This window comes from Nocardia sp. NPDC005745 (genome assembly GCF_040630775.1).
GTDB lineage: Bacteria > Actinomycetota > Actinomycetes > Mycobacteriales > Mycobacteriaceae > Nocardia.
In genome coordinates this window covers 1-18,884 of the sequence record NZ_JBEXYF010000009.1, presented here as the reverse complement: position 1 = coordinate 18,884, position 18,884 = coordinate 1, and the positions used below count along the sequence as shown (strand labels likewise).

Annotated in this window: 17 protein-coding genes; 11 read left to right on the top strand and 6 right to left on the bottom strand. The window is 69.2% G+C overall.

Translation table 11 applies throughout. The annotated features are described in order from the left end of the window. Positions 1 to 30 precede the first annotated feature (30 nt). Complete coding sequence (gene rffA / locus ABZ420_RS11845) at positions 31 to 1,170, bottom strand: dTDP-4-amino-4,6-dideoxygalactose transaminase (RefSeq protein ID WP_357120575.1); 1,140 nt, start codon at positions 1,168 to 1,170, stop codon at positions 31 to 33. Then, the gene (locus tag ABZ420_RS11840) at positions 1,160 to 2,260 is read right to left on the bottom strand and encodes a glycosyltransferase (RefSeq protein ID WP_357120573.1); all 1,101 of its coding nucleotides are present in this window, start codon (positions 2,258 to 2,260) and stop codon (positions 1,160 to 1,162) included. Before ABZ420_RS11840 ends, rffA begins: the two co-directional genes overlap by 11 nt. A gap of 269 nt (positions 2,261 to 2,529) precedes the next feature. On the opposite strand from ABZ420_RS11840, the gene ABZ420_RS11835 reads away from it, so the two are divergent. From ABZ420_RS11835 to ABZ420_RS11810, 6 genes are all read left to right on the top strand, one after another. Continuing rightward, positions 2,530 to 4,701, top strand: coding sequence for a hypothetical protein (locus ABZ420_RS11835; RefSeq protein ID WP_357121044.1), 2,172 nt, complete (start codon positions 2,530 to 2,532; stop codon positions 4,699 to 4,701). Further along, positions 4,698 to 5,189 carry a GtrA family protein gene (locus tag ABZ420_RS11830; RefSeq protein ID WP_357120570.1) on the top strand — a complete coding sequence of 164 codons (492 nt, stop codon included), beginning with the start codon at positions 4,698 to 4,700 and terminating at the stop codon, positions 5,187 to 5,189. Before ABZ420_RS11835 ends, ABZ420_RS11830 begins: the two co-directional genes overlap by 4 nt. Before the next feature lie 71 nt (positions 5,190 to 5,260). Next, positions 5,261 to 7,513: a hypothetical protein gene (locus ABZ420_RS11825; RefSeq protein WP_357120567.1), complete on the top strand. Its 2,253-nt coding sequence runs from the start codon at positions 5,261 to 5,263 to the stop codon at positions 7,511 to 7,513. A 38-nt stretch (positions 7,514 to 7,551) separates the two neighbouring features. Continuing rightward, on the top strand, positions 7,552 to 8,091 hold the full coding sequence (locus ABZ420_RS11820; protein ID WP_357120564.1) for a GtrA family protein: 540 nt from the start codon (positions 7,552 to 7,554) through the stop codon (positions 8,089 to 8,091). Positions 8,092 to 8,100: 9 nt separating this feature from the next. Beyond that, entirely contained in the window at positions 8,101 to 8,331 is a 231-nt protein-coding gene (locus ABZ420_RS11815) for a Trm112 family protein (protein WP_040866139.1), read from the top strand. Between the two features lie 200 nt (positions 8,332 to 8,531). Beyond that, positions 8,532 to 9,041: a L,D-transpeptidase gene (locus ABZ420_RS11810; RefSeq protein ID WP_051175090.1), complete on the top strand. Its 510-nt coding sequence runs from the start codon at positions 8,532 to 8,534 to the stop codon at positions 9,039 to 9,041. Between the two features lie 31 nt (positions 9,042 to 9,072). On the opposite strand, the gene ABZ420_RS11805 is transcribed toward ABZ420_RS11810, so the two are convergent. The 4 genes from ABZ420_RS11805 to ABZ420_RS11790 all read right to left on the bottom strand — a co-directional run bounded on the left by ABZ420_RS11805 (position 9,073) and on the right by ABZ420_RS11790 (position 12,838). Further along, a complete protein-coding gene (locus ABZ420_RS11805; RefSeq protein WP_357120561.1) occupies positions 9,073 to 9,717 on the bottom strand; it encodes a TetR family transcriptional regulator in 645 nt (214 codons plus the stop codon). After that, complete coding sequence (locus ABZ420_RS11800) at positions 9,714 to 10,508, bottom strand: ABC transporter permease (protein WP_357120558.1); 795 nt, start codon at positions 10,506 to 10,508, stop codon at positions 9,714 to 9,716. Before ABZ420_RS11800 ends, ABZ420_RS11805 begins: the two co-directional genes overlap by 4 nt. Next, positions 10,505 to 11,236: an ABC transporter ATP-binding protein gene (locus tag ABZ420_RS11795; protein WP_357120555.1), complete on the bottom strand. Its 732-nt coding sequence runs from the start codon at positions 11,234 to 11,236 to the stop codon at positions 10,505 to 10,507. The genes ABZ420_RS11800 and ABZ420_RS11795 overlap by 4 nt, the downstream gene beginning before the upstream one ends. An 87-nt stretch (positions 11,237 to 11,323) precedes the next feature. Next, positions 11,324 to 12,838, bottom strand: a complete 1,515-nt coding sequence (locus ABZ420_RS11790) for a multicopper oxidase domain-containing protein (RefSeq protein ID WP_357120552.1) — start codon at positions 12,836 to 12,838, stop codon at positions 11,324 to 11,326. 244 nt (positions 12,839 to 13,082) lie between these two features. Between ABZ420_RS11790 and ABZ420_RS11785 the strand changes: the two genes are divergently transcribed. The 5 genes from ABZ420_RS11785 to tyrS all read left to right on the top strand — a co-directional run bounded on the left by ABZ420_RS11785 (position 13,083) and on the right by tyrS (position 18,699). Continuing rightward, on the top strand, positions 13,083 to 14,255 hold the full coding sequence (locus ABZ420_RS11785; RefSeq protein ID WP_357120549.1) for an FAD-dependent oxidoreductase: 1,173 nt from the start codon (positions 13,083 to 13,085) through the stop codon (positions 14,253 to 14,255). Between the two features lie 2 nt (positions 14,256 to 14,257). Next, positions 14,258 to 15,148: an RNA polymerase sigma-70 factor gene (locus ABZ420_RS11780; protein WP_357120546.1), complete on the top strand. Its 891-nt coding sequence runs from the start codon at positions 14,258 to 14,260 to the stop codon at positions 15,146 to 15,148. Positions 15,149 to 15,172: 24 nt separating this feature from the next. Further along, a complete protein-coding gene (locus ABZ420_RS11775) occupies positions 15,173 to 16,318 on the top strand; it encodes a low temperature requirement protein A (RefSeq protein ID WP_357120543.1) in 1,146 nt (381 codons plus the stop codon). 192 nt (positions 16,319 to 16,510) lie between these two features. Then, entirely contained in the window at positions 16,511 to 17,152 is a 642-nt protein-coding gene (locus tag ABZ420_RS11770; protein ID WP_357120541.1) for a DNA-3-methyladenine glycosylase, read from the top strand. Between the two features lie 257 nt (positions 17,153 to 17,409). Next, positions 17,410 to 18,699 carry a tyrosine--tRNA ligase gene (gene tyrS, locus ABZ420_RS11765; protein WP_357120538.1) on the top strand — a complete coding sequence of 430 codons (1,290 nt, stop codon included), beginning with the start codon at positions 17,410 to 17,412 and terminating at the stop codon, positions 18,697 to 18,699. The last annotated feature ends 185 nt before the right edge of the window (positions 18,700 to 18,884 follow it).

Genomic DNA, 18,884 nt, shown 5'->3' with positions numbered 1-18,884 from the left:
GCCGGGGTGTAGCGCGCCGGGCCGGCGCGCTCACACGGTGAACGCGGTGACCGCATCCACGACGCGGGCTACCTGCGCGTCGGTCAGATCCGGCCACAGCGGCAGGCGCACGACCGTTCCGGAGAACTCGGCGCTGCGCGCACACGCGCGCGGCGTGCGGCCGAGCTTGAAGCCGGCCGGGCTGGAGTCGAGCGGGATGTAGTGGAACGGCGCGGAGATGCCGTGTGCGGCGAGATGCGCGATGAGGTCGTCGCGGCGGCGCTCGGTCGGGGTCCGCAAGTAGTACAGGTGGGCGGTGTGCTCCCGATCGCCGGGCACGGACATCAGGCGCACGTCGTTGCGCAGGGCCCAATCCGGCAGGGCGGCGGCGTAGGCGTCCCATACCCGGTGCCGTCCGGCCTGAATGGTGTCGAACTCGTCCAATTGCGCGTCGAGCACGGCCGCGTTCAGCTCGCTCGGCAAGTAGCTGGAGCCGATGTCCTGCCAGGAGTACTTGTCCACGGCTCCGCGCAGGAACCTGGCCCGGTCGGTGCCCTTCTCCCGGATGATCTCGGCGCGCGCCATCAGGATCTCGTCGGTGAGCAGCAGCGCGCCGCCCTCGCCGCAGTGCACGTTCTTGGTGTCGTGGAAACTGAGCGTGCCCATCGTGCCAATGGTGCCCAGTTTCCTGCCGCGCCAGGTGCCGCCTAGCCCGTGCGCGTTGTCCTCCACGACGGCGAAGCCGTGCGCGCCTGCCAGGTCGAGCAGGCCGGCCATATCGGCGGCGACGCCACCGTAGTGGATCACCACCACGGCCTTCGTCCGCTCGGTGATCAGCGCGGCCACCGACTGCGGGTCCAGGTTCCCGGTGGCCGGATCGATGTCGCCGAAAACGCAGGTCGCGCCGCGCAGCGCCATCGAGGTGGCGGTGGAGGTGAACGCGAAGCTGGGCACGATCACTTCGTCGTCGGGGCCCAGCTCCAGCAGCAGGCCCGCCATTTCCAGCGCGGACGTGCAGGAGGTGGTGAGCAGGGCGTGCGGCGCGCCCGTGATCGCCTTCAGCTTCGCGGTGGCCGACGCGGTGAACTGTCCGTCGCCGTGGCTGTGATCGGAGGCGAGCACGGCCTCCAGGTTCGCTAGTTCCCGGCGCGCCCGGTACGGGCGGCTGAAGATGACGCGGTCAGTGCTCAACCCGGTCGGTCCCCCTGCTGGCTGCGGTCGCGGTCGGTTCCGAAGCGTCGGCCGGACGCGGTGTCGGCGTCTCGACGGTGAGATAGAGCGGTTTGCCCACCAGGATGTGCAACGCGACGCCCAGGTACTCGGCGATGAGCCCGAGGGAGAACAGCACGGCGCCGGAGCACAGCAGCAGCACTACGATGGTGGATGCCCAGCCTTCGGGCGCCCAGCCGTCGGTGGTCAGCGCTTCGAACACGACGATCGCGGCCATCACGCCACCGGCCAGCGCCAGGGTGACGCCGAGCATGCTGACCAGCCGCAGTCCGCGGGTCCCGCTGCACAGCACCATCTTCCAGAACAAGGAGAACAGGCGGCGGTAGTTGTAGCCGGACTCTTCCCTGCCCTCGGCGCGCAACGTCACCGGCGCCTGCGCGACGGCGCCGACCACCCAGGTCAGCGCGACGTCCAGGTAGACGCCGTTGGAGGCGACCTCGGCCAGCTGCCTGCCGATGTCCCCGCGGATCAGCCGGTAGCTTTCGAACCGGGTGGAATCCGGGAAGGCGAACAGCGTCGCGAGCACCAGCTTGGCTCCGCGCGAGGTCAGATTGCGCAGGAATCCGTGCGGCCTGGTGTTGGTCGGCTTGGAGTAGACCAGATCGGCTCGCTGCGCCAGGGCCGTGTCCAGGAACGTGCTGATGAAGCCGGGATCGTGCTGGCCGTCCTCGTCCATGGTGACGATCCAGTCACCGGCCGCGACGGACATTCCGGCGATCGTCGCGGCGTCCTGACCGAAATTGCGGCTGAGCCAGACGGCGCGCACCGTGGGATAGGTCCGTTGCAGTTCCTGCAGGACCACATCGGAGCGGTCGGGACCGTGGTCGTGCACCAGAATGATCTCGGTGACGGCGAACGTGGTGCCGCCGGGTGTCTCGGCGGGGCGGGTGAGATCGTGCAGCTCGGCGACCAGACCGGCGATCGTGTTCTCGCCCCGATACACCGGCACGACCACCGACACCCGGTGCGGCCGGTCCACGCCGGGCCGTGCCGGGGCGCCGTTCGTCGCGGAGGCGCCGGAACGGAGTGCGCGGGCGGAGGGAATCGGCATCAGCTGGATCGACTTTCGATGACGGTGCGTGCCGGTACTCGTCGCAGAACTGCGGAGCCCGAACCGGTGTGGACTTTAGCACGGTGGGATATCCGGCTACCGGAGCAGCTGATCATGCCCTCATCTTGGTGGCGTCCACGACCCATGCCAAGCGGAGAGCCGCCCTGTAGGGTTTGGAACTCGTGACGGACAGTGCAGTGCCCGGCTCGCGGCCGGATGTCTATTCGCGGCGAGAGGTCTACCGGTGGGGGGTCATCACCGCGCTCGGAGTGGTCGCGGGTTACCTCGCTGTCCTGCTCGCCAACGCCCGCCATTTCTTCACCGACGACACCGAATCCCAGTACACCTCGCTGTGGGTGGGCCTCGGTCGCGCGCTGCGTGCCGGTGAGTTCCCGGTCATGGTGCCCGAGCAGTGGATGTCGGGCAACAACACCATGGACGACGCGGGCCTGTTCAACCCGCCGCAGCTGCTGATCGATCTGATCGCGCCCTCGGTGGACAACGTCGCGCTGTACGCCACCGTCGTGAAGCTGATCTTCTCGATCATCGCCGCACTCGGCGTCTACCGCATCTGCCTGGTCTACGGCGGGCGGCCAGCGTGGTCGGCGGTGGCGGGTATCGCGCTGCCGCTGTCGGGCTTCTTCCTGTTCTTCGACGAAGCCAGCTGGATGACCGCGCTCACCGGCACCGCGTGGATGGTGCACGCCTGGGCGGCCTCGGTGCGGTACACACGAGGACAGGGCGGCCCCATCCCGGTTTTCGTCTACCTGTATCTGACCATCTCGACGCAGTACATCTTCCCGGCGGTCGAAGCGGTGCTGATGCTGCTGGCGGTGGCCGTGGGGGAACTCGTCTACCAGCGCAAGTGGCAGCCCGTGCTCCGGCTGACCGTCGCGGCGGGCTGCGCCGGGCTCGCCGGCCTGCTGACCTTCCTGCCGAGCATGCTGTCGGCGAAGGTGACCTGGCGCGGCACCGCGCAGATCAACAACGACCAGTTCCTCACGGTCCCGTGGTCGGAGTCGCTGAACGCCAGCCTGCCCAGCTCGCTGCCCGCGTTCAGCTCGTGGTGGGGATACGTGCAGCCGCTGCCGGTCACCTACATCGCCTGGTTCCTGATCCCCGCGCTGGCGTTCGTCGACTGGCGCCGGGCCAAGGAGGCAGGGCGGGAACTGAGCGCCGTCGCGATCTTCGCGATCATGATGCTGATGTGGACCGCAGGCCCCGGTTCGATCGGACCGCTGCGCTGGCCGGCGCGCGTGCTCCCGATGCTGGCCATCGGCCTGCTCGTGCTGGTGTGCGTGCTGCTCGGCCGCTACGGGACGGTGCGCGATCCGAAGAACCGCGCCGTCGCGGCGGGTGTGCTGATCGGTCTGCTGTGGGTGCGCTCGTTCTCCGCCGACCCGCACGACGCGATCCGGCACGTGATCGCGGCGTTCGCGCTGGCCGCGCTGGTGGCCGGGGCGGTGTGGCTCGGGCGCACGAAGGGGACCGCGGCGGCGTGCGCGCTGACCATCGTCGCGATGTTCCCGATCGCCTATTTCCAGGTCGAAGCCGCGCAGCCCACGCCGATGTCGTGGAACCTGCCCGTGCAGCGCTCGGTGGCGAAGGAGGCGTTCCCTGATTTCGCGGGTAACACCATCCAGCTGGGTGATCGCGGACTGTTGCAGCCGCAGGACAAGAGCATCGAGGGCGCCTACGGGTCGCTCGTCTTCGGCAACTACGCCCGCGGACTCGAACTGGACTACGTCAACGGCTACACCCCCAGCGGCCACTTCTACTTCGGTGAGCTGCTGTGCATGCGCTGGGATGGCAGCGTCTGCCCGGACGCCTACCGGCGGATGTTCGCACCGGAGCCCACCACCGGGCGGCCGCTGGTCGACCTGATGAACCTGGACCGCGTGGTGCTGCAACGAGCGCTGTTCCCGGACGCGCCGAACCAGGCGGCGCCCGAGGGCTGGAAGTGGGTCGACTACCCCGGGCACGAACGTTTCATCGCGGTGCTGGAACGCGTGGGCGGCCCCATCTCGACGACCAACGGCCGCGTGACCGATGCGGCGAAGGTTCGCGCGACATCGATCTCCGAGACCGACACCACCAGCCGCGTGCGCGTGTCATCGGCCCAAGGCGGCCGGATCGTGTTCGCCCGGCTGGGCTGGCCGGGATATCGCGTCACGCTGAACGGGAAGTCGCTGCCGATCACCACGGTCGCCAAATCGTTCATCGCGGTCGACGTTCCCGCGGGCACCCAGGACGCCGAACTCGTGCTGACCTGGCGCCCGCCCGGGTGGAAGATCGGCATCGCCGCCGCGGTGGCGGGCGTGCTCGGCATCGGCGTCCTGCAATGGTTCCAGGTCCGGTCGCGCCGCCGCGACGAACCGGAGGAGCCCGGCGACGCCGAGGGCGCCGAGCCGGATCGTGAACTGGCGGACGTCGTTTCGTGAGGACGAACGCGCGGCCGGTCGCCGCGGATTCCGACGCGGCGGGCGACGGGCCCGCGGTGGGGCTTCTGCTGCGGCTGGTCCGGCGCCAAGAGGTCGCGTTCGCGATGGTCGGCGCGTGCAACACCCTGCTCGGCATCGGGCTGACCGTCGCGTGGCTGGCGGTGCTGGGTGACGCGTGGCCGCCCGCCGTCGCGGTGGTGCTGGCCTACGCCGTGGGCATCGTCGTCGCCTTCGTCCTGCACCGGACCCTCGTATTCCGGGTCCGCGGCAGGCTGTTGCGCGACTTCGCGGGCTTCGTCGTGGTGAATTCCGGTGGCTTGCTGATGAATACGGTGCTGCTGTCGCTGGCCGTGTCGGTGCTGCACCTGCCGCGGATTCCCTCGGCGGTCGTGGTGATGGGCCTGGTCGCGGTCGCCAGTTTCTTCGGCCATCGCTACATCTCGTTCCGCCGCGGGCCCGAGGCCGGGGCCGCGAGCGGGGCCGGATAGCGCGGTCGCGGATCGCATCCCGGCACTGGCTTGCCGGACGGGCGGACAGGTGCGGGTAGGGTCTGGGACTCGTGGCCGAACGTAGCACCATTTCTTCGCGAGAAGTCCGCACATGGGGCGTCATCACGGCGCTCGGGGTGATCGCGGGATACGGTGCGGTTCTAGTCGCCAACGTCCGGCACTTCTATACCGACGACACCGAATCGCAGTACGCGCCGCTGTGGGTGATGCTGGGGCGATACCTCCGCGAAGGACGGTTCCCGGCACTCGTGCCCGAGCACTGGATGGCGGGCAACTACACCATCGAAGAAGCCGGGCTGCTGAATCCGCCGCAGCTGCTGATCGACCTGATCGCGCCCTCGGTGGACAACCTCGCGCTGTACGCCACCGTGGTGAAACTGATCTTCGCGATCATCCTCGCGCTCGGCGTCTACCGGATCTGCCTGGCCTACGGAGCGAAGGCGCCGTGGGCGGCGGTGGCGGGCGTCGCCATACCGTTCAGCGGGTGGCTGCTGTTCTTCGACGAGGCCAGCTGGATGACCGCGTTCACCGGCACGGCATGGATGGCGCACGCGTGGGCCTCCGGGGTGCGCTACGCCCGCGGGCGCAGCGGGCCGATTCCCACCTTCGTCTTCTTGTATCTGGCCATTTCGGTGCAATACGTCTTCCCCGCGGTGGAGGCCGGTCTGATGGTGGGTGCCGTCGCGATCGGCGAACTCGTCCATCAGAAGGCGTGGCGCCCGTCGCTGCGCCTGCTCACGGTCGCGGCGTGTGCCGCGGTGGCCGGATCGGCGACCTACCTGCCGAGCATGCTGTCGGCGAAGGTGACCTGGCGCGGCACCGCGCAGATCAACAACGACCAGTTCCTCACGGTGCCGTGGTCGGAGTCGCTGAACGCCAGCCTGCCCAGCACATTGCCCGCGTTCAATTCCTGGTGGGGCTACGTGCAGCCGATGCCGGTGGTCTACATCGCGTGGTTCCTCGTTCCGGCGCTGGCCTTCGTCGATTGGCGCAGGGCGCTCGGCTCGGCGCGCGAATTCGTCGCGCCCGCCCTGTTCGCGGTGATGGCGCTGATGTGGACGGCCGGTCCCGGCGCCATCGGCCCGTTGCGCTGGCCCGTCCGTGTGCTGCCGATGGTCGCGCTCGGCCTGCTGGTGCTCGTATGCGTGCTGCTCGGCCGCTTCGCGACCGTTCAGGACTGGCGGCGGCGCGGAATCGCGGCCGCGGTGCTGATCGGTCTGCTGTGGGTGCGCTCCTTCTCGGCCGCACCCCACGAGGTGATCAGGCATGTCATCGCGGCGCTCGGTGTGGCGGCGCTCGGCGCCGTCGCGGTATGGCTCGGTCGCAGCCGTGGCGCGGCCGCCGCGTGCGCGCTGATCGTCGTTTCGGTGTTCCCGATCGCGTATCTGCAGGTGTGGGACGCGCAACCGACTCCGATGGGGTGGAATCTGCCGGAGAAGCGGTCGGAGATGAAGGCCGCGTTCCCGGATTTCCCCGGCACCACGCTGCAACTCGCGGACCGTATGCTCATCCCGCCGTCGGAACGGAACCTCTCCGGGGCGTACGGCTCGCTGGTCTTCGGCAACTACGCGAAGGATCTCGAGCTGACCTACGTCAGCGGATACACCCCCAACGGGCACTACTGGTTCGGCGAGACGTTGTGCATGCGCTGGGACACCAGTGTCTGCCCCGATGCCTACCGCCGCGCGTTCGCGACCGAGCCGACCACCGGCCGGACCATCGTCGACCTGATGAAGGTGGACCGGGTGGTGCTGCATCGCGCCTTGTACCCGGACGCGCGCGACCAGCCCGCGCCCCCCGGCTGGAAATGGGTCGACTATCCGGGGCACGAGAAGTACATCTCGGTCCTGGAGCGCACCGACGGTCTGATCTCTACCCGCGACGGCCGGGTGGCGGCCGCCAAGGGCGTGACGGCCACATCGATCGGGGAATCGGATACGACCAGCCGGGTGCGGGTGAGTTCCCCGGACGGCGGGCGGATCGTGTTCGCCCGGCTCGGGTGGCCCGGTTACCGGGCGACGCTCGACGGCCGGGAGATCCCCACCACGCTGGTAGGGAAAACCTTCGTGGCCGTCGATCTCCCGCCCGGCGCCTCCGGTGAGCTGGAGTTGTCCTGGCAGCCGCCGGGCTGGTGGATCGGCGTCGCCGCGGTACTGCTCGGGCTGCTCGGCCTCGGTCTGCTGGAGTGGGTGTACCTGCGTAGCAGGCGGCGGCTCGACCTGCCGAACGGCGAGAGCGGCGAGCCGTCCGCACCCGATGTCGCTGTGACACCGGAAACCGACTTGGCCGACGCCGCCCGATGAGCGCGGGCGCGGGGGACGGAGCGGGGGCGGCATCGGAGGTGCGACGCTTCGATGCCCCGGCCGCGACGAGCACACCACCGCCCGTCGAGGCGGATGCCCCGCTTCCGCGTGCCACGGAACTCCCCACCGACCCCGGCCCGCTGCTGCGTTTGGTGCGTCGCCAGGAGATCGCGTTCGCCGTCGTCGGTGTGGTGAACACGGGTCTGGGCATGGCGCTGACGGTGATGTGGCTGGCGGTGCTCGGCAACCGGGCGCCCGCCGCGCTCGCGCCCGCCCTGGCCTACAGCATCAGCGTGGTCGTCGCGTTCGTCCTGCACCGCACCCTGGTGTTCCGGGTGCGCGGGCGGCTGATGCGGGATTTCGCCGCGTTCGTCGCGGTGAACTCCGGCGGGCTGGTGCTGAATATGGTGCTGCTCCAGCTGGGGGTGTCGCTGCTGCACCTGCCCAGCATTCCGTCGGCGGTCGCCGTGATGACGCTGGTGGCGGGCGCCAGCTTCTTCGGGCATCGCCACATCTCGTTCCGCCGCGCGCCCACACTCGACGCGGACGGTTCCCGGTCCGGCACGGCAGGCAGGTAGGTTCCTCGTATGCCTGAGCACACCACTTTGGACGCCACACTGCTGAGCCTGCTGGCCTGCCCGCAGGACAAGGGCCCGCTGCGGCTGGTCCGCGCCGCCGACGGCAGCGCGCTGCTCTACAACCCGCGCCTGCGCCGGGCATACCCGATCGAGAACGGCATCCCGGTCCTGCTCGTCGACGAGGCAAGGGACGTCACCGACGCCGAGCACGACGCGTTCACCGCCCAGCCCGACGCCTGACCCGCCGACCTCCCTTCTCACGACTCGCCCGCCGCCGGGCAACGGATGCGTCACGGTCGTTTTGCGGCCATTGACCGTTTGGAGCCGGGTCCGCCATGATCATTTGCACTTCGCGACGGTCAACGCGCTCCAGCGAAGGGGCGCTGCGGCCGACCTGATGAGCGGCACAGGTGGCGTATGGGAGAGAGGTCGGGAACGTAATGAGCGCTTCGCGTTTACGTAACTGGACGGCTCGATGCGCGATCGCCTGCGGAGTCGCGGCGGCGGCATTCGCCATGGCGGTGCCCGCCCAGGCCGAACCACTCTGGCCGGGCGGCCCGGACATCCCCGGTATGCCCGCGCTGATTCCGCCCCCGCCGCCCGTCGCGCCGTGCTCCACGGCGGCCCGCGCGTGCATGCGGCTGTCCACCGACGAAGCCTGGCTGATGGACGAGGGCAAGGTGGTCTACGGGCCCACGCCGATCTCGCACGGGATGCCGGGGTACGAGACGCCGCCAGGAGTCTTCCATGTGTCGTTCAAGAAGGAATTCCACTGGAGCACCATGCACAACGCTCCGATGCCGTACGCGACCTTCTTCAACGGCGACATCGCCTTCCACGTCGGCCCGATCGAGAAGAAGTCGCACGGCTGCGTCCGGATGACCCACGAGGGAGCCAAGGCGTTCTACGAATACCTCTGGCCCGGTGACGTCGTCGAAGTCGTGGAGTGACGGCTCCGGCGTGCCCCGGTGATCGCCGCGGTCATCGGGACGCCGGTTCCCCGCCGATGTCTCCGGTGAGATAGCGCTGCAGCGTCGGGCCCACCGCGGTGACCAGGTCGGCCACGGGCATCGAGGCCAGCGGTTCGACCCCGACGATCTTGCGGCCCACCAGCACACCGATCATCTGCGACGCGACCAGGCCGATCCGGACCCGGCCGTCGTCCTCCGGGGTGGCGATGCGCAGGCGGACGCGCTCCAGCACCACCTCCAACAGGAATCTTCTGGCCAGTGAGGGGTCGTCGCTGCCGGCCAGGATGCTGCGCACCACGGCGACGACGCCGGTCCCCGCGGGGGAGTCCCACACCCCTACCACCGCGCGAATGATGGTCTCGCCCAAGCGATCCAGCGGCGCGGCATCGATGATGCGCAGTGTCGCCTCGGGATTCACCGGGAATTCCACCACCGCGGCGAAAAGTTGCTGCTTGGTGCCGAAGTAGTGATGCACGAGGGCCGGATCCACCCCCGCGTCGGTGGCGACCGCGCGCACCGAGGTCTTGTCGAAGCCCGCGTCGGCGAAACGCGCGCGGGCGGCCGCGAGGATGGCCTCGCGGGCGCCCGATTGCCCCGGTCGGCGGCCCGAGCGGGTAGGCCGCTCGGCGCCGCCGGAGCCGTTGCCTGCCGTCACGTGGTCCGCCGTCGTAGCGTGGCAGCGCCCAGGCACAGCGCGACGATCGCGAACCCGGCGACAATGGCAAGATCACGCCACATCTGGCCGGTGACCTCCGGATGCGTCGAAACCTGCTGCAGCGCGTCGACCGCGTAGCTCAACGGCATCACGTTGCTGATCACCTCCAGCCAATCGGGCAGCTGGCCGCGGGGGACGAGCAGGCCGCACAGGAAGATCTGCGGCGCGACCACGACCGGCATGAACTGTACGGCCTGGAATTCGGTGCGCGCGAACGCGCTTGCCAGCAGTCCCAGCGCCACCCCGCACACCGCGTCGACCACCGCGATCAGGACCACCCAGCTCGGACTGCCCGCCGCGTCGAGCCCGAGCAGCCCGAAGGAGACCAGGCAGGCGACGACGGCCTGCGCGGCCGCGGCCAGCGAGAACGCGGTGCCGTAACCGGCGAGCAGGTCGAGTTTCGACAGCGGCGTCGACAGCAGCCGCTCCAGCGTGCCCGAGGTGCGTTCGCGTTGCATGGCGATCGCGGTGATCAGGAACATCACGATGAACGGCAGGATGCCGAGCATGCTGATGCCGACCCGGTCGAACAGCGAGACGGGATTCAGCGGGTTGGTCGGAGTGTCCTTGTAGATGAAATACAGCAGCGCCATCAGCAGCGCGGGGACCACCAGGATCATGGCGACGGTGCGGTGGTCGTTGCGCAGCTGACGCAGGATGCGGCCGGTGGTAGCGGCGTAGGGGCGCAGCGTCGGCGTACGCCGGGGCGCGGCTTCCATGATGGCGGTCATGCGTTCTGTCCCATCGTGATCAGGGTGAGGAAGGCGGTCTCCAGGTTCTGCTCGCCGGTCTGCGCGCGCAGTTCGTCGGGGCTGAGCTCGGCGAGCAACTGCCCCTCGCGCATCAGCAACAGCCGGTCGCAGTGCTCGGCCTCGTCCATGACATGGCTGGACACCAGCAGCGTCGTGCCGTTCGAGGCCAGTTCGTGGAACTGCTTCCACAGTTCGACCCGCAGCACGGGATCGAGGCCGACGGTCGGTTCGTCCAGAACCAGCAGATCGGGCTGGGCGACCAGCGCGCACGCCAGTGACGCGCGTGTCTTCTGCCCGCCGGAGAGCTCGTCGCCGCGCTGGTGGGCGTGATCGGTCAGACCGACCGCCGTGATGGCGTCGTCGACGTCGGCGCGATCACGGCCGTAGAGCGCGGCGAAGTACGCGACGTTCTCGCGGACGCTGATGTCGTTGTAGATGCTCGGCGCCTGGGTGACGTAGCCGATCAGGTGGCGCAGCGCCGCGGAACCCGCCGGGCGTCCGAGCGCGCAGACATCGCCCGATTCGATGATCTGCGTGCCGACGATGCTGCGCATCAGCGTGGTCTTACCGCATCCCGACGGGCCGAGCAGCCCGGTGATCGAGCCGCGCGGGATGGTCAGCGAGACGTCGTGCAGTACTTCGCGGCCGCCGCGACGGACCCGCAGGTTCCGTACCTCGACGGCGGGGGATGGGATGGCTTGCGACACGGTCGCCTCAATTCATCGAGTGTTGAATTCACTATGCGATGAATTTAGCGCGCTCGCACTGAACAGGCAAGAGGGTCGGTCGAGGCGTCAGTGGCCGTGGTGCGTCGGCGGGGTCCCCGGTGCCTGGCCCGGGTTCACGACGACGAACTGGCCCATCATTCCGAGGTCTTCGTGCCAGAGCAGGTGGCAGTGGTACATGTAGGGCGCGTCCGGATCGGCCGGGCCGTCGAAGCGCATGGCCAATCGCACCGTGCTGCCCGGTGGCAGGAAGACGGTGTCCTTCGGGCCGGTCAGCGCCGCCGGTGGCGGGCCGTCGTCCACCGCGAGCACGCGGAATCGCACGTCGTGGATGTGGAAGTTGTGCGGCATGCCGTCGCCGTTGCGCACCACCCACGTCTCCGTGGTGCCGCGCGTCACCGCGAAATCGATCCGGTCCATGTCCATCGGGGTGCCGTTGATCCCGGCGAGGTTCAGGTCGAAATTCCGTTCCCGGACCGAATCGCCGCCGTCCGGGGTGCTGGGAGCGGCCAGGGCCGCGGGCAGCTCCGGTGACGGCCGCAGCGTCTCGGCCGCGCGCAGTTCCAGGATGTCGAAGGTGTCGTCACCCCCGGCGAAACGCTGTGTCCAGAAATCGAGTCCGGCGTCGAGTTCGCCGGAGCGCAATACGGTGCGCTCGCCAGGTCGCATCCGCACCACGATCTCGGCGCGTTCACCCGGCGACAGCCGCAGCCGATCCTGGGTGCTCGGCCGTTCGGTGAAGCCGCCGTCGGTGGCGACGAGCGCGAACGGTCGCCCGTCGGAGAATTCGAAGGTGTAGATCCGCGCGGTGGAGGCGTTGAGCAGGCGCAGCCGCACCAGTTCGTCGCCGACGTTCCGGTACGGCGCGAGCGTGCCGTTGACCATGGTCCGGTCGCCGAGGAAACCGACATCGCGGAACATTCCGTGCGAGGAGTCGAGTGCCGCGCCGTTGAACTTCACGTCCTGCACGATCACCGGGAGATCGTCCACGCCGTAGGTGGAGGGGAGCGCCAGGGAGGTGGACACGTCGTCGTCGAGCAGGAACATGCCCGCCAACCCGCGGCGCACGTGAGTTTCGGTCGCGCCGTGCGGATGCGGGTGGTACCACAGCGTCGCGGCGGGTTGATCGACGGTCCACCGCGGCGTCCAAGCGGCGCCGGGCGCCCCCATCTGGTGCGGGCCGCCATCCAGCGCGGCGGGCAGGTGCATGCCGTGCCAGTGCACGGTGGAGGCCTCCGGCAGGGTGTTGCGCACGGTCACCGCCACCTTCTCCCCGCGCCGCGCCCGCAGTGTCGGACCGAGGTAGTCGCCGTTGAACCCCCAGGTCGGCGTGGCCCGGCCGGGAAGGAGCTCCCGTTGCCCGGCGCGCATGTCGAGTTCGAACGTGCGCGTGCCGTCGGCGCCGACCCGCGACGGAGCCAGCGCGGGTACGGCCAGTTCGTTGCGGAATTCCGTCTTGTCAACGGTGGATACGTCCGCCCCGGCGTACACCCATGCGACACCACCGAGGACCAGGACCGGCAATGCCGCGAGGCAGCCGAGAACGAGGAACAACCGCCTGCGCGGCCGGGAATCCGAAGACATGGACCGACGGTAGAAATCCGCGGTGCCACAACACATCCGGAAGCGTCCCGATTTCCTCCCCGATCCCGCCCCTGATACCCGTGCCGCGGCCTCAGGGTGCGCGCGGGATTCGCTCGGCCGCCCGCGCCCGTCGAATGTGACTCGGAACACACCGTGGGGTGTCACGTTCCGGACCGTTCAGCTGTCCCATGGTCGTCACCATCCGCCAACACTGCCTCGGTGACCCGACCATTGGAGCACTGTCATGAACACCGCACATCGGATCGTCATCCTCGGCGGCGGCTACACCGGCATGCTGGCCGCCGTGCGGCTGGCCCGGCGCACCCGTGCGCTGGACGTCCGGATCACGCTGGTCAACCCCTCGGCGCGATTCACCGAGCGCCTGCGCATGCACCAGGTGGCCGCGGGCCAAGAGCTGGCCGACCACCGGATCCCCGCGCTGCTGGAAGGCACCGGCGTCGCCTTCGTCCAGGGCTGGGCCACGGCCATCGACCCGATGGCTCGAGAGGTCACCGTCGACGGCGCCACTCACCTTCCCTATGACGAGTTGATCTACGCGCTGGGCAGCACCGCCGACACGAGCATCGTGCCCGGCGCCGCCGACCATGCGTGGACCCTGGACAACCCCGCCACCGCACACCGATTCGGCCATCGCCTCGCCGAGGTGGCGGCGCGCGGCGGCACGGTCGCGGTCTGCGGTGGCGGCTTGACCGGCATCGAGGCGGCGGCCGAGATCGCCGAGAGCCATCCCGGCGCGCGCGTCACCCTGATCAGCAGCGGGGAGCCCGGCGCCATGATGGGCACGAAGGCCCGCGCCTACCTGAATCGGGCACTCGATCGGCTCGGAGTCACCCGGCAGACCGGCCGGGCCGTGGTGAAGGTGCTGCCCGACGCGGTCGAACTGGCCGGCGGCGAACTCGTGCACACCGACCTGACGCTGTGGACGGCCGGTGTCCGCGTCTCCCCACTGGCCGCGCAGGCCGGGATCGAGACCGACCCGCACGGGTTGATCGTGGTCGACCCGACCCTGAAGTCGGTGTCGCACCCGACGATCCACGCCATCGGCGACGCCGCCGCGGTCCGCCAGGCGTGGGGGCGGATCCACGGCACCTGCCAGAGCGGGATGCCGACCGCCGCCTACACCGCGGACGTCATCGCGCGGCAGCTGCGCGGCAAGCGGGTGCGGCCGTTCCGCTTCGGTTATTTCCACCAGCCGGTCAGCCTCGGGCGCAAGGACGCGGTCATCCAGTTCACCGAGGCCAACGACCGTCCGCGCCGCGGCTACCTGACCGGACGCGCCGCCGTCCGCTACAAGGAGGCCGTCAGCAGCAGCCCGGTGCCGGTCTTCACGCTGAGCAAGCGGATGACGGTGTCGGTCACCCTGTCCAAAGGTGGCCGGGCAACCAGGAGAATCTAGCCATGGCCGACCCGACATCCGAGCAGGACCCTTTTCTCGAGCACCGGCGTCTGTTGTTCACCACCGCGTACCGGATGCTCGGCACCGTCACCGACGCGGAGGACGTCCTCCAAGACGCCTGGCTGAAGTGGAACGAGACCGACCACTCCACGGTGCGTCACCCCAAGTCCTACCTGGTTCGGGCGGTCACCAACCTGTCGCTCAACCGGCTCACCTCGGCCAGGGCCACTCGCGAGAGTTATGTCGGGCCCTGGCTTCCCGAGCCGTTGCTCACCTCACCGAACGTCGCCGAGGAGACCGAATTGGCCGACACCGTATCGACGGCCATGCTGGTGGTCCTGGAAACACTCGGTCCCGTCGAACGCGCGGTCTTCTTGCTGCGCGAGGTCTTCGGCTACACGCACGCCGAGATCGCCGAGACCCTGGACCGGCCGGAGGCCGCGATCCGGCAGATCGCGCATCGCGCCAAGCGGCATGTGCAATCCCGCCGACCGCGTTTCGACACCGACAAGGCCGAGCGCGACCATGTCACCGCCCGGTTCATGGCCGCGTGTTCCGGCGGCGACCTCAACGCGCTGATGGACCTGCTCGCCCCGGATGTCACCTCGTGGTCGGACGGCGGCGGCGTGGTCACCGCGGCGCGCCGGCCGTTGTACGGGCCCGACCACGTGGCGCGCTGGATACTCGGCGTGCTGGCCAAGCCGATCGTCGCCGGATTCGTGCTCGAACCCGCGCACATCAACGGTGAACTCGGCGCGCTGGCACTCATCGATGGGAATCCGGTGGCCGTGTTCACCTACGACATCGCCGACGGACGGATCCAGAACCTCCGGTTCCAGGTCAACCCGTACAAGCTGAAGGGCCTCTCCATGGGCACCGACACGCTGGGGTGACGGCGGTCGTTCTAGGCTCCAGCCGTGACCAACCAGAGCGCCCTGTCCGCCGACGGCGGGCAGCTGCGGGCCTCGACGCTCGAACTGTTCTTCGATCTCGTCTTCGTCCTCACCATCACCCAGCTCTCGCACGTCTATACGCATCATCCGGGCTTCCAGGCGCTCGTCCAGGTCGCGCTGCTGTTCGGACTGGTCTGGTGGATGTATTCCGGCTACGTCTGGCTCACCAACGAGGTCGCGCCGAACAGTTCCAGCAGGCGGACCTGGCTGCTGGTGGGCATGTTCGCGTTCTTCGTCCTCGCCTTGGCGATCCCGGATGCGTTCCACGGCACCGGCATCGCGTTCGGCTTCGGATACGTCCTGGTCACCGCCGTTCACACCGCGCTGTTCGCCTCCGCGGGCGGGGCATCGGCGGCGGACGCGATCCGCAGGCTCGCGCCGCTCAACGCCCTGGCCGCCGCGCTCGTACTGGCAGGCGGATTCGTGCACGGCTGGATGCAGTACGCCTGCTGGACCGCAGCGTTCACGGTGCAGGTGATCAGCCCCTATCTGGTCGACACACGCGACTTCGTGATCCGAGCGCGCCACTTCTGCGAGCGGCACGGGCTGGTCGTGATCGTCGCGATCGGCGAATCCATCGTCGCCGTCGGCGCCGGGCTGGCCGGAGAGAAGATCACCCCGCAATTGATCGCCACCGTGGGCCTCGGCCTCGCCCTGGCCTACGTCCTGTGGTGGGCGTATTTCGGCGTCGACGACGAACGTGGCGAGCACGCGCTGGCCGCGGTGCCGGACCGGGAACGTTCCCGGCCCGCCCTGCTGGCCTACGGCTACTCCCTGTACCCGCTGCTGATCGGCGTCATCGTGGCCGCGGCGGGCATTCAGATGAGCGTCGCCCACGGCGACGAAGCGACCTCGGTCGCCGTGGCCGCCGCGCTCTCCGGCGGCGTCGCGCTGTATTTCCTCGGCCAGTTCTTCTTCCGCCTGACCCTGCGGCTGCCGCGCCCATGGGCTCGCTTGCTCGCGGCGCTCGCGGTGGCGGCTACAACGCCGATCGGCATCTTCTGGGTGTCGTGGGCCCAACTGGTCGCGATCGTCGTCGTGGGCTACGCGGCGGTCATCGCCGACGACCTGCTCACGCTGCGGTCCGGCGAGCACAGTACGTACTTCTGAGTGCCGTGGTCGCCGTCCGCCCGGCTTCCCTCGGGCGGACTTGCGTTTTCGGCTCGTAGCCGGGTGCCCCGGCCTGCGCGCGCGAACGCGTGCCGCGCACTCGGCGTTGCTTCTACCCGCGCGATCGCCCGCGCCGAGGGCGGTACGGTCGCCGAGCGGCTGGGCGAACCCGTGTCGCACCAGTCGAGGACAATGGCGGCTGTGTGTGCCCAGTCTGTCGAGGAACTCGCCGTCGAACCACCCGCTGCCGCCCGGCGTCTGCTCGGGGCGACCCTGTGGTCGGGCTCGGTCGGTGTCCGGATAGTCGAAGTCGAGGCCTACGGAGGAGACCCGGCCGGGCCATGGCCGGATCCGGCATCGCATTCCGGGCGCGGCCGGACCAAGCGCAACGATGTGATGTTCGGTCCCGCCGGTGTGCTGTACGTCTACCTCAGCTACGGCATGCACACCTGCATCAACGTGACGAGCGGCCCGGATGGGGTCGCCAGCGCCGCGCTGATCCGCTCCGGCGAGGTCGTCGAGGGGCTGGAGACGGTGCGCGAACGGCGCCCCGGAGCTCGAAGCGACCTCGACTCGGCCCGCGGCCCGGGCAACCTCGGCAGCGCGCTGGGAATCACCTTGAGCGACTACGGAACCCCGCTGTTCGATCCGGCGTCACCGATTCGGCTCGAGTTGCACGATCCGATCGCGGACGCCGAGATCGCCAGCGGTCCGCGGGTCGGGGTCAGCAGCGCGGCGGACCTGCCATGGCGTTTCTGGCTTCCGGCTTCACGGGCGGTATCGGTCTACCGACGCAGCCCGCGTGCTCCACTGCCCACCGAGAAATCGGCCTGAGCACTCTGCGGAAGTCTTCGCCGCGGCGATGATTTCTGGCCGCCCCGGCCTTGGCGCCGTTCCCGCTGGTACTGGCCGCGGTGTTCGCCTGGATCGCCTACCAGCGGCGCGACGGCATCGTCGCGGTGCGGGAAACCCTGTCGCGGTGCGCGGCAGGGTCGTCGGTGCGCAGCAAAATCGTTCGACTCACGCCGTGCCGCGCCACGACACCGAGGTGCGCACGAAGCCCCGGATCCGGTGCGGAAAGATAGGACAACGTGAGCGGCGACATCATCGACGAACTGACCTGGCGCGGACTGATCGCGCAGTCCACCGATCTGGATGCCCTGCGCGCGGCGGCGGCCGCCGGGCCGCTGACCCTGTACGCAGGCTTCGATCCCACCGCAGCCAGCTTGCACGCGGGACACCTGGTGCCGTTGCTCGCCCTGAAGCGTTTCCAGCGCGCCGGACATCGCCCCATCGTGCTGGCCGGCGGCGCGACGGGGCTGATCGGTGACCCGCGCGACGTCGGCGAGCGGACCATGAATTCCACCGACACCGTGGCGAGCTGGGCCGAGCGGATCCGCTCCCAGCTGGAGCGCTTCGTCGACCTGGACGACTCGCCGACCGGTGCGGTCGTCGTCGACAATATGGAGTGGACCGGGCGGCTGTCCGCGGTCGACTTCCTGCGCGACATCGGCAAGCACTTCTCGGTGAACGTCATGCTGGCGCGCGACACGATCAAGCGGCGGCTGGACGGCGAGGGCATCTCCTACACCGAGTTCAGCTACATGCTCCTGCAGGCCAACGACTACGTGCAGTTACGCCGCGACTTCGGCTGCACGCTGCAGGTGGGCGGCTCCGACCAGTGGGGCAACATCATCGCGGGCGTCGAACTCAACCGCCGGGTGGACGGTGCGTCCGTGCACGCCCTGACCGTTCCGCTGGTGACCTCCGCGGACGGCAAGAAGTTCGGCAAGTCCACCGGCGGCGGCAGCCTGTGGCTCGATCCCGAGATGACCAGCCCCTACGCCTGGTACCAGTACTTCGTGAACACGGCCGACGCCGACGTGGTGCGGTACCTGCGCTGGTTCACCTTCCTGTCCCGCGAGGAACTCGATGAACTCGAGCGGGCGACCGCAGAGCGACCGCATGCCAGGGAAGCGCAGCGCAGGCTCGCCGCCGAGATGACGACCCTGGTACACGGGGAGGCTCATACCCGTGCGGTGCAGCTGGCCAGCCAAGCGTTGTTCGGTCGCGGTGAACTCCGCGAGCTCGACGAGGCCACGCTCGGCGCGGCCCTGCGCGAAGCGGCGGTCGACGGTGAGGTCGCGCAGATCAAAGCCGGCGAGCCGAGCACCATCGTGGATCTGCTCGTCGCCACCGGCCTCTCCGAAAGCCGCGGCGCCGCGCGCCGCGCGGTGAACGAAGGCGGCGCCTCGGTGAACAACGTGAAGATCTCCGATATCGAGTGGACCCCGGCGGATGCCGACTACCTGCACGGACGCTGGCTCGTCCTGCGGCGCGGGAAGAAGAACCTCGCGGGGGTTCTGCGGGCAGGTGCATGAAGATCGCGGTGGCTTGAATCACATTCGTGTGATTCAAGCCGGTCATCACTGCGATCCCATGCTCCTGACCTGCGGAAACGCTAGATTGTCCAGGCGATTTGACGTAGCGTTTTCCGCCGCGTAACTTTATCCAAGTCAGAGCGACACGGACACCGACCCGGAGCCGAAGCGAGGCGGAGACGCCG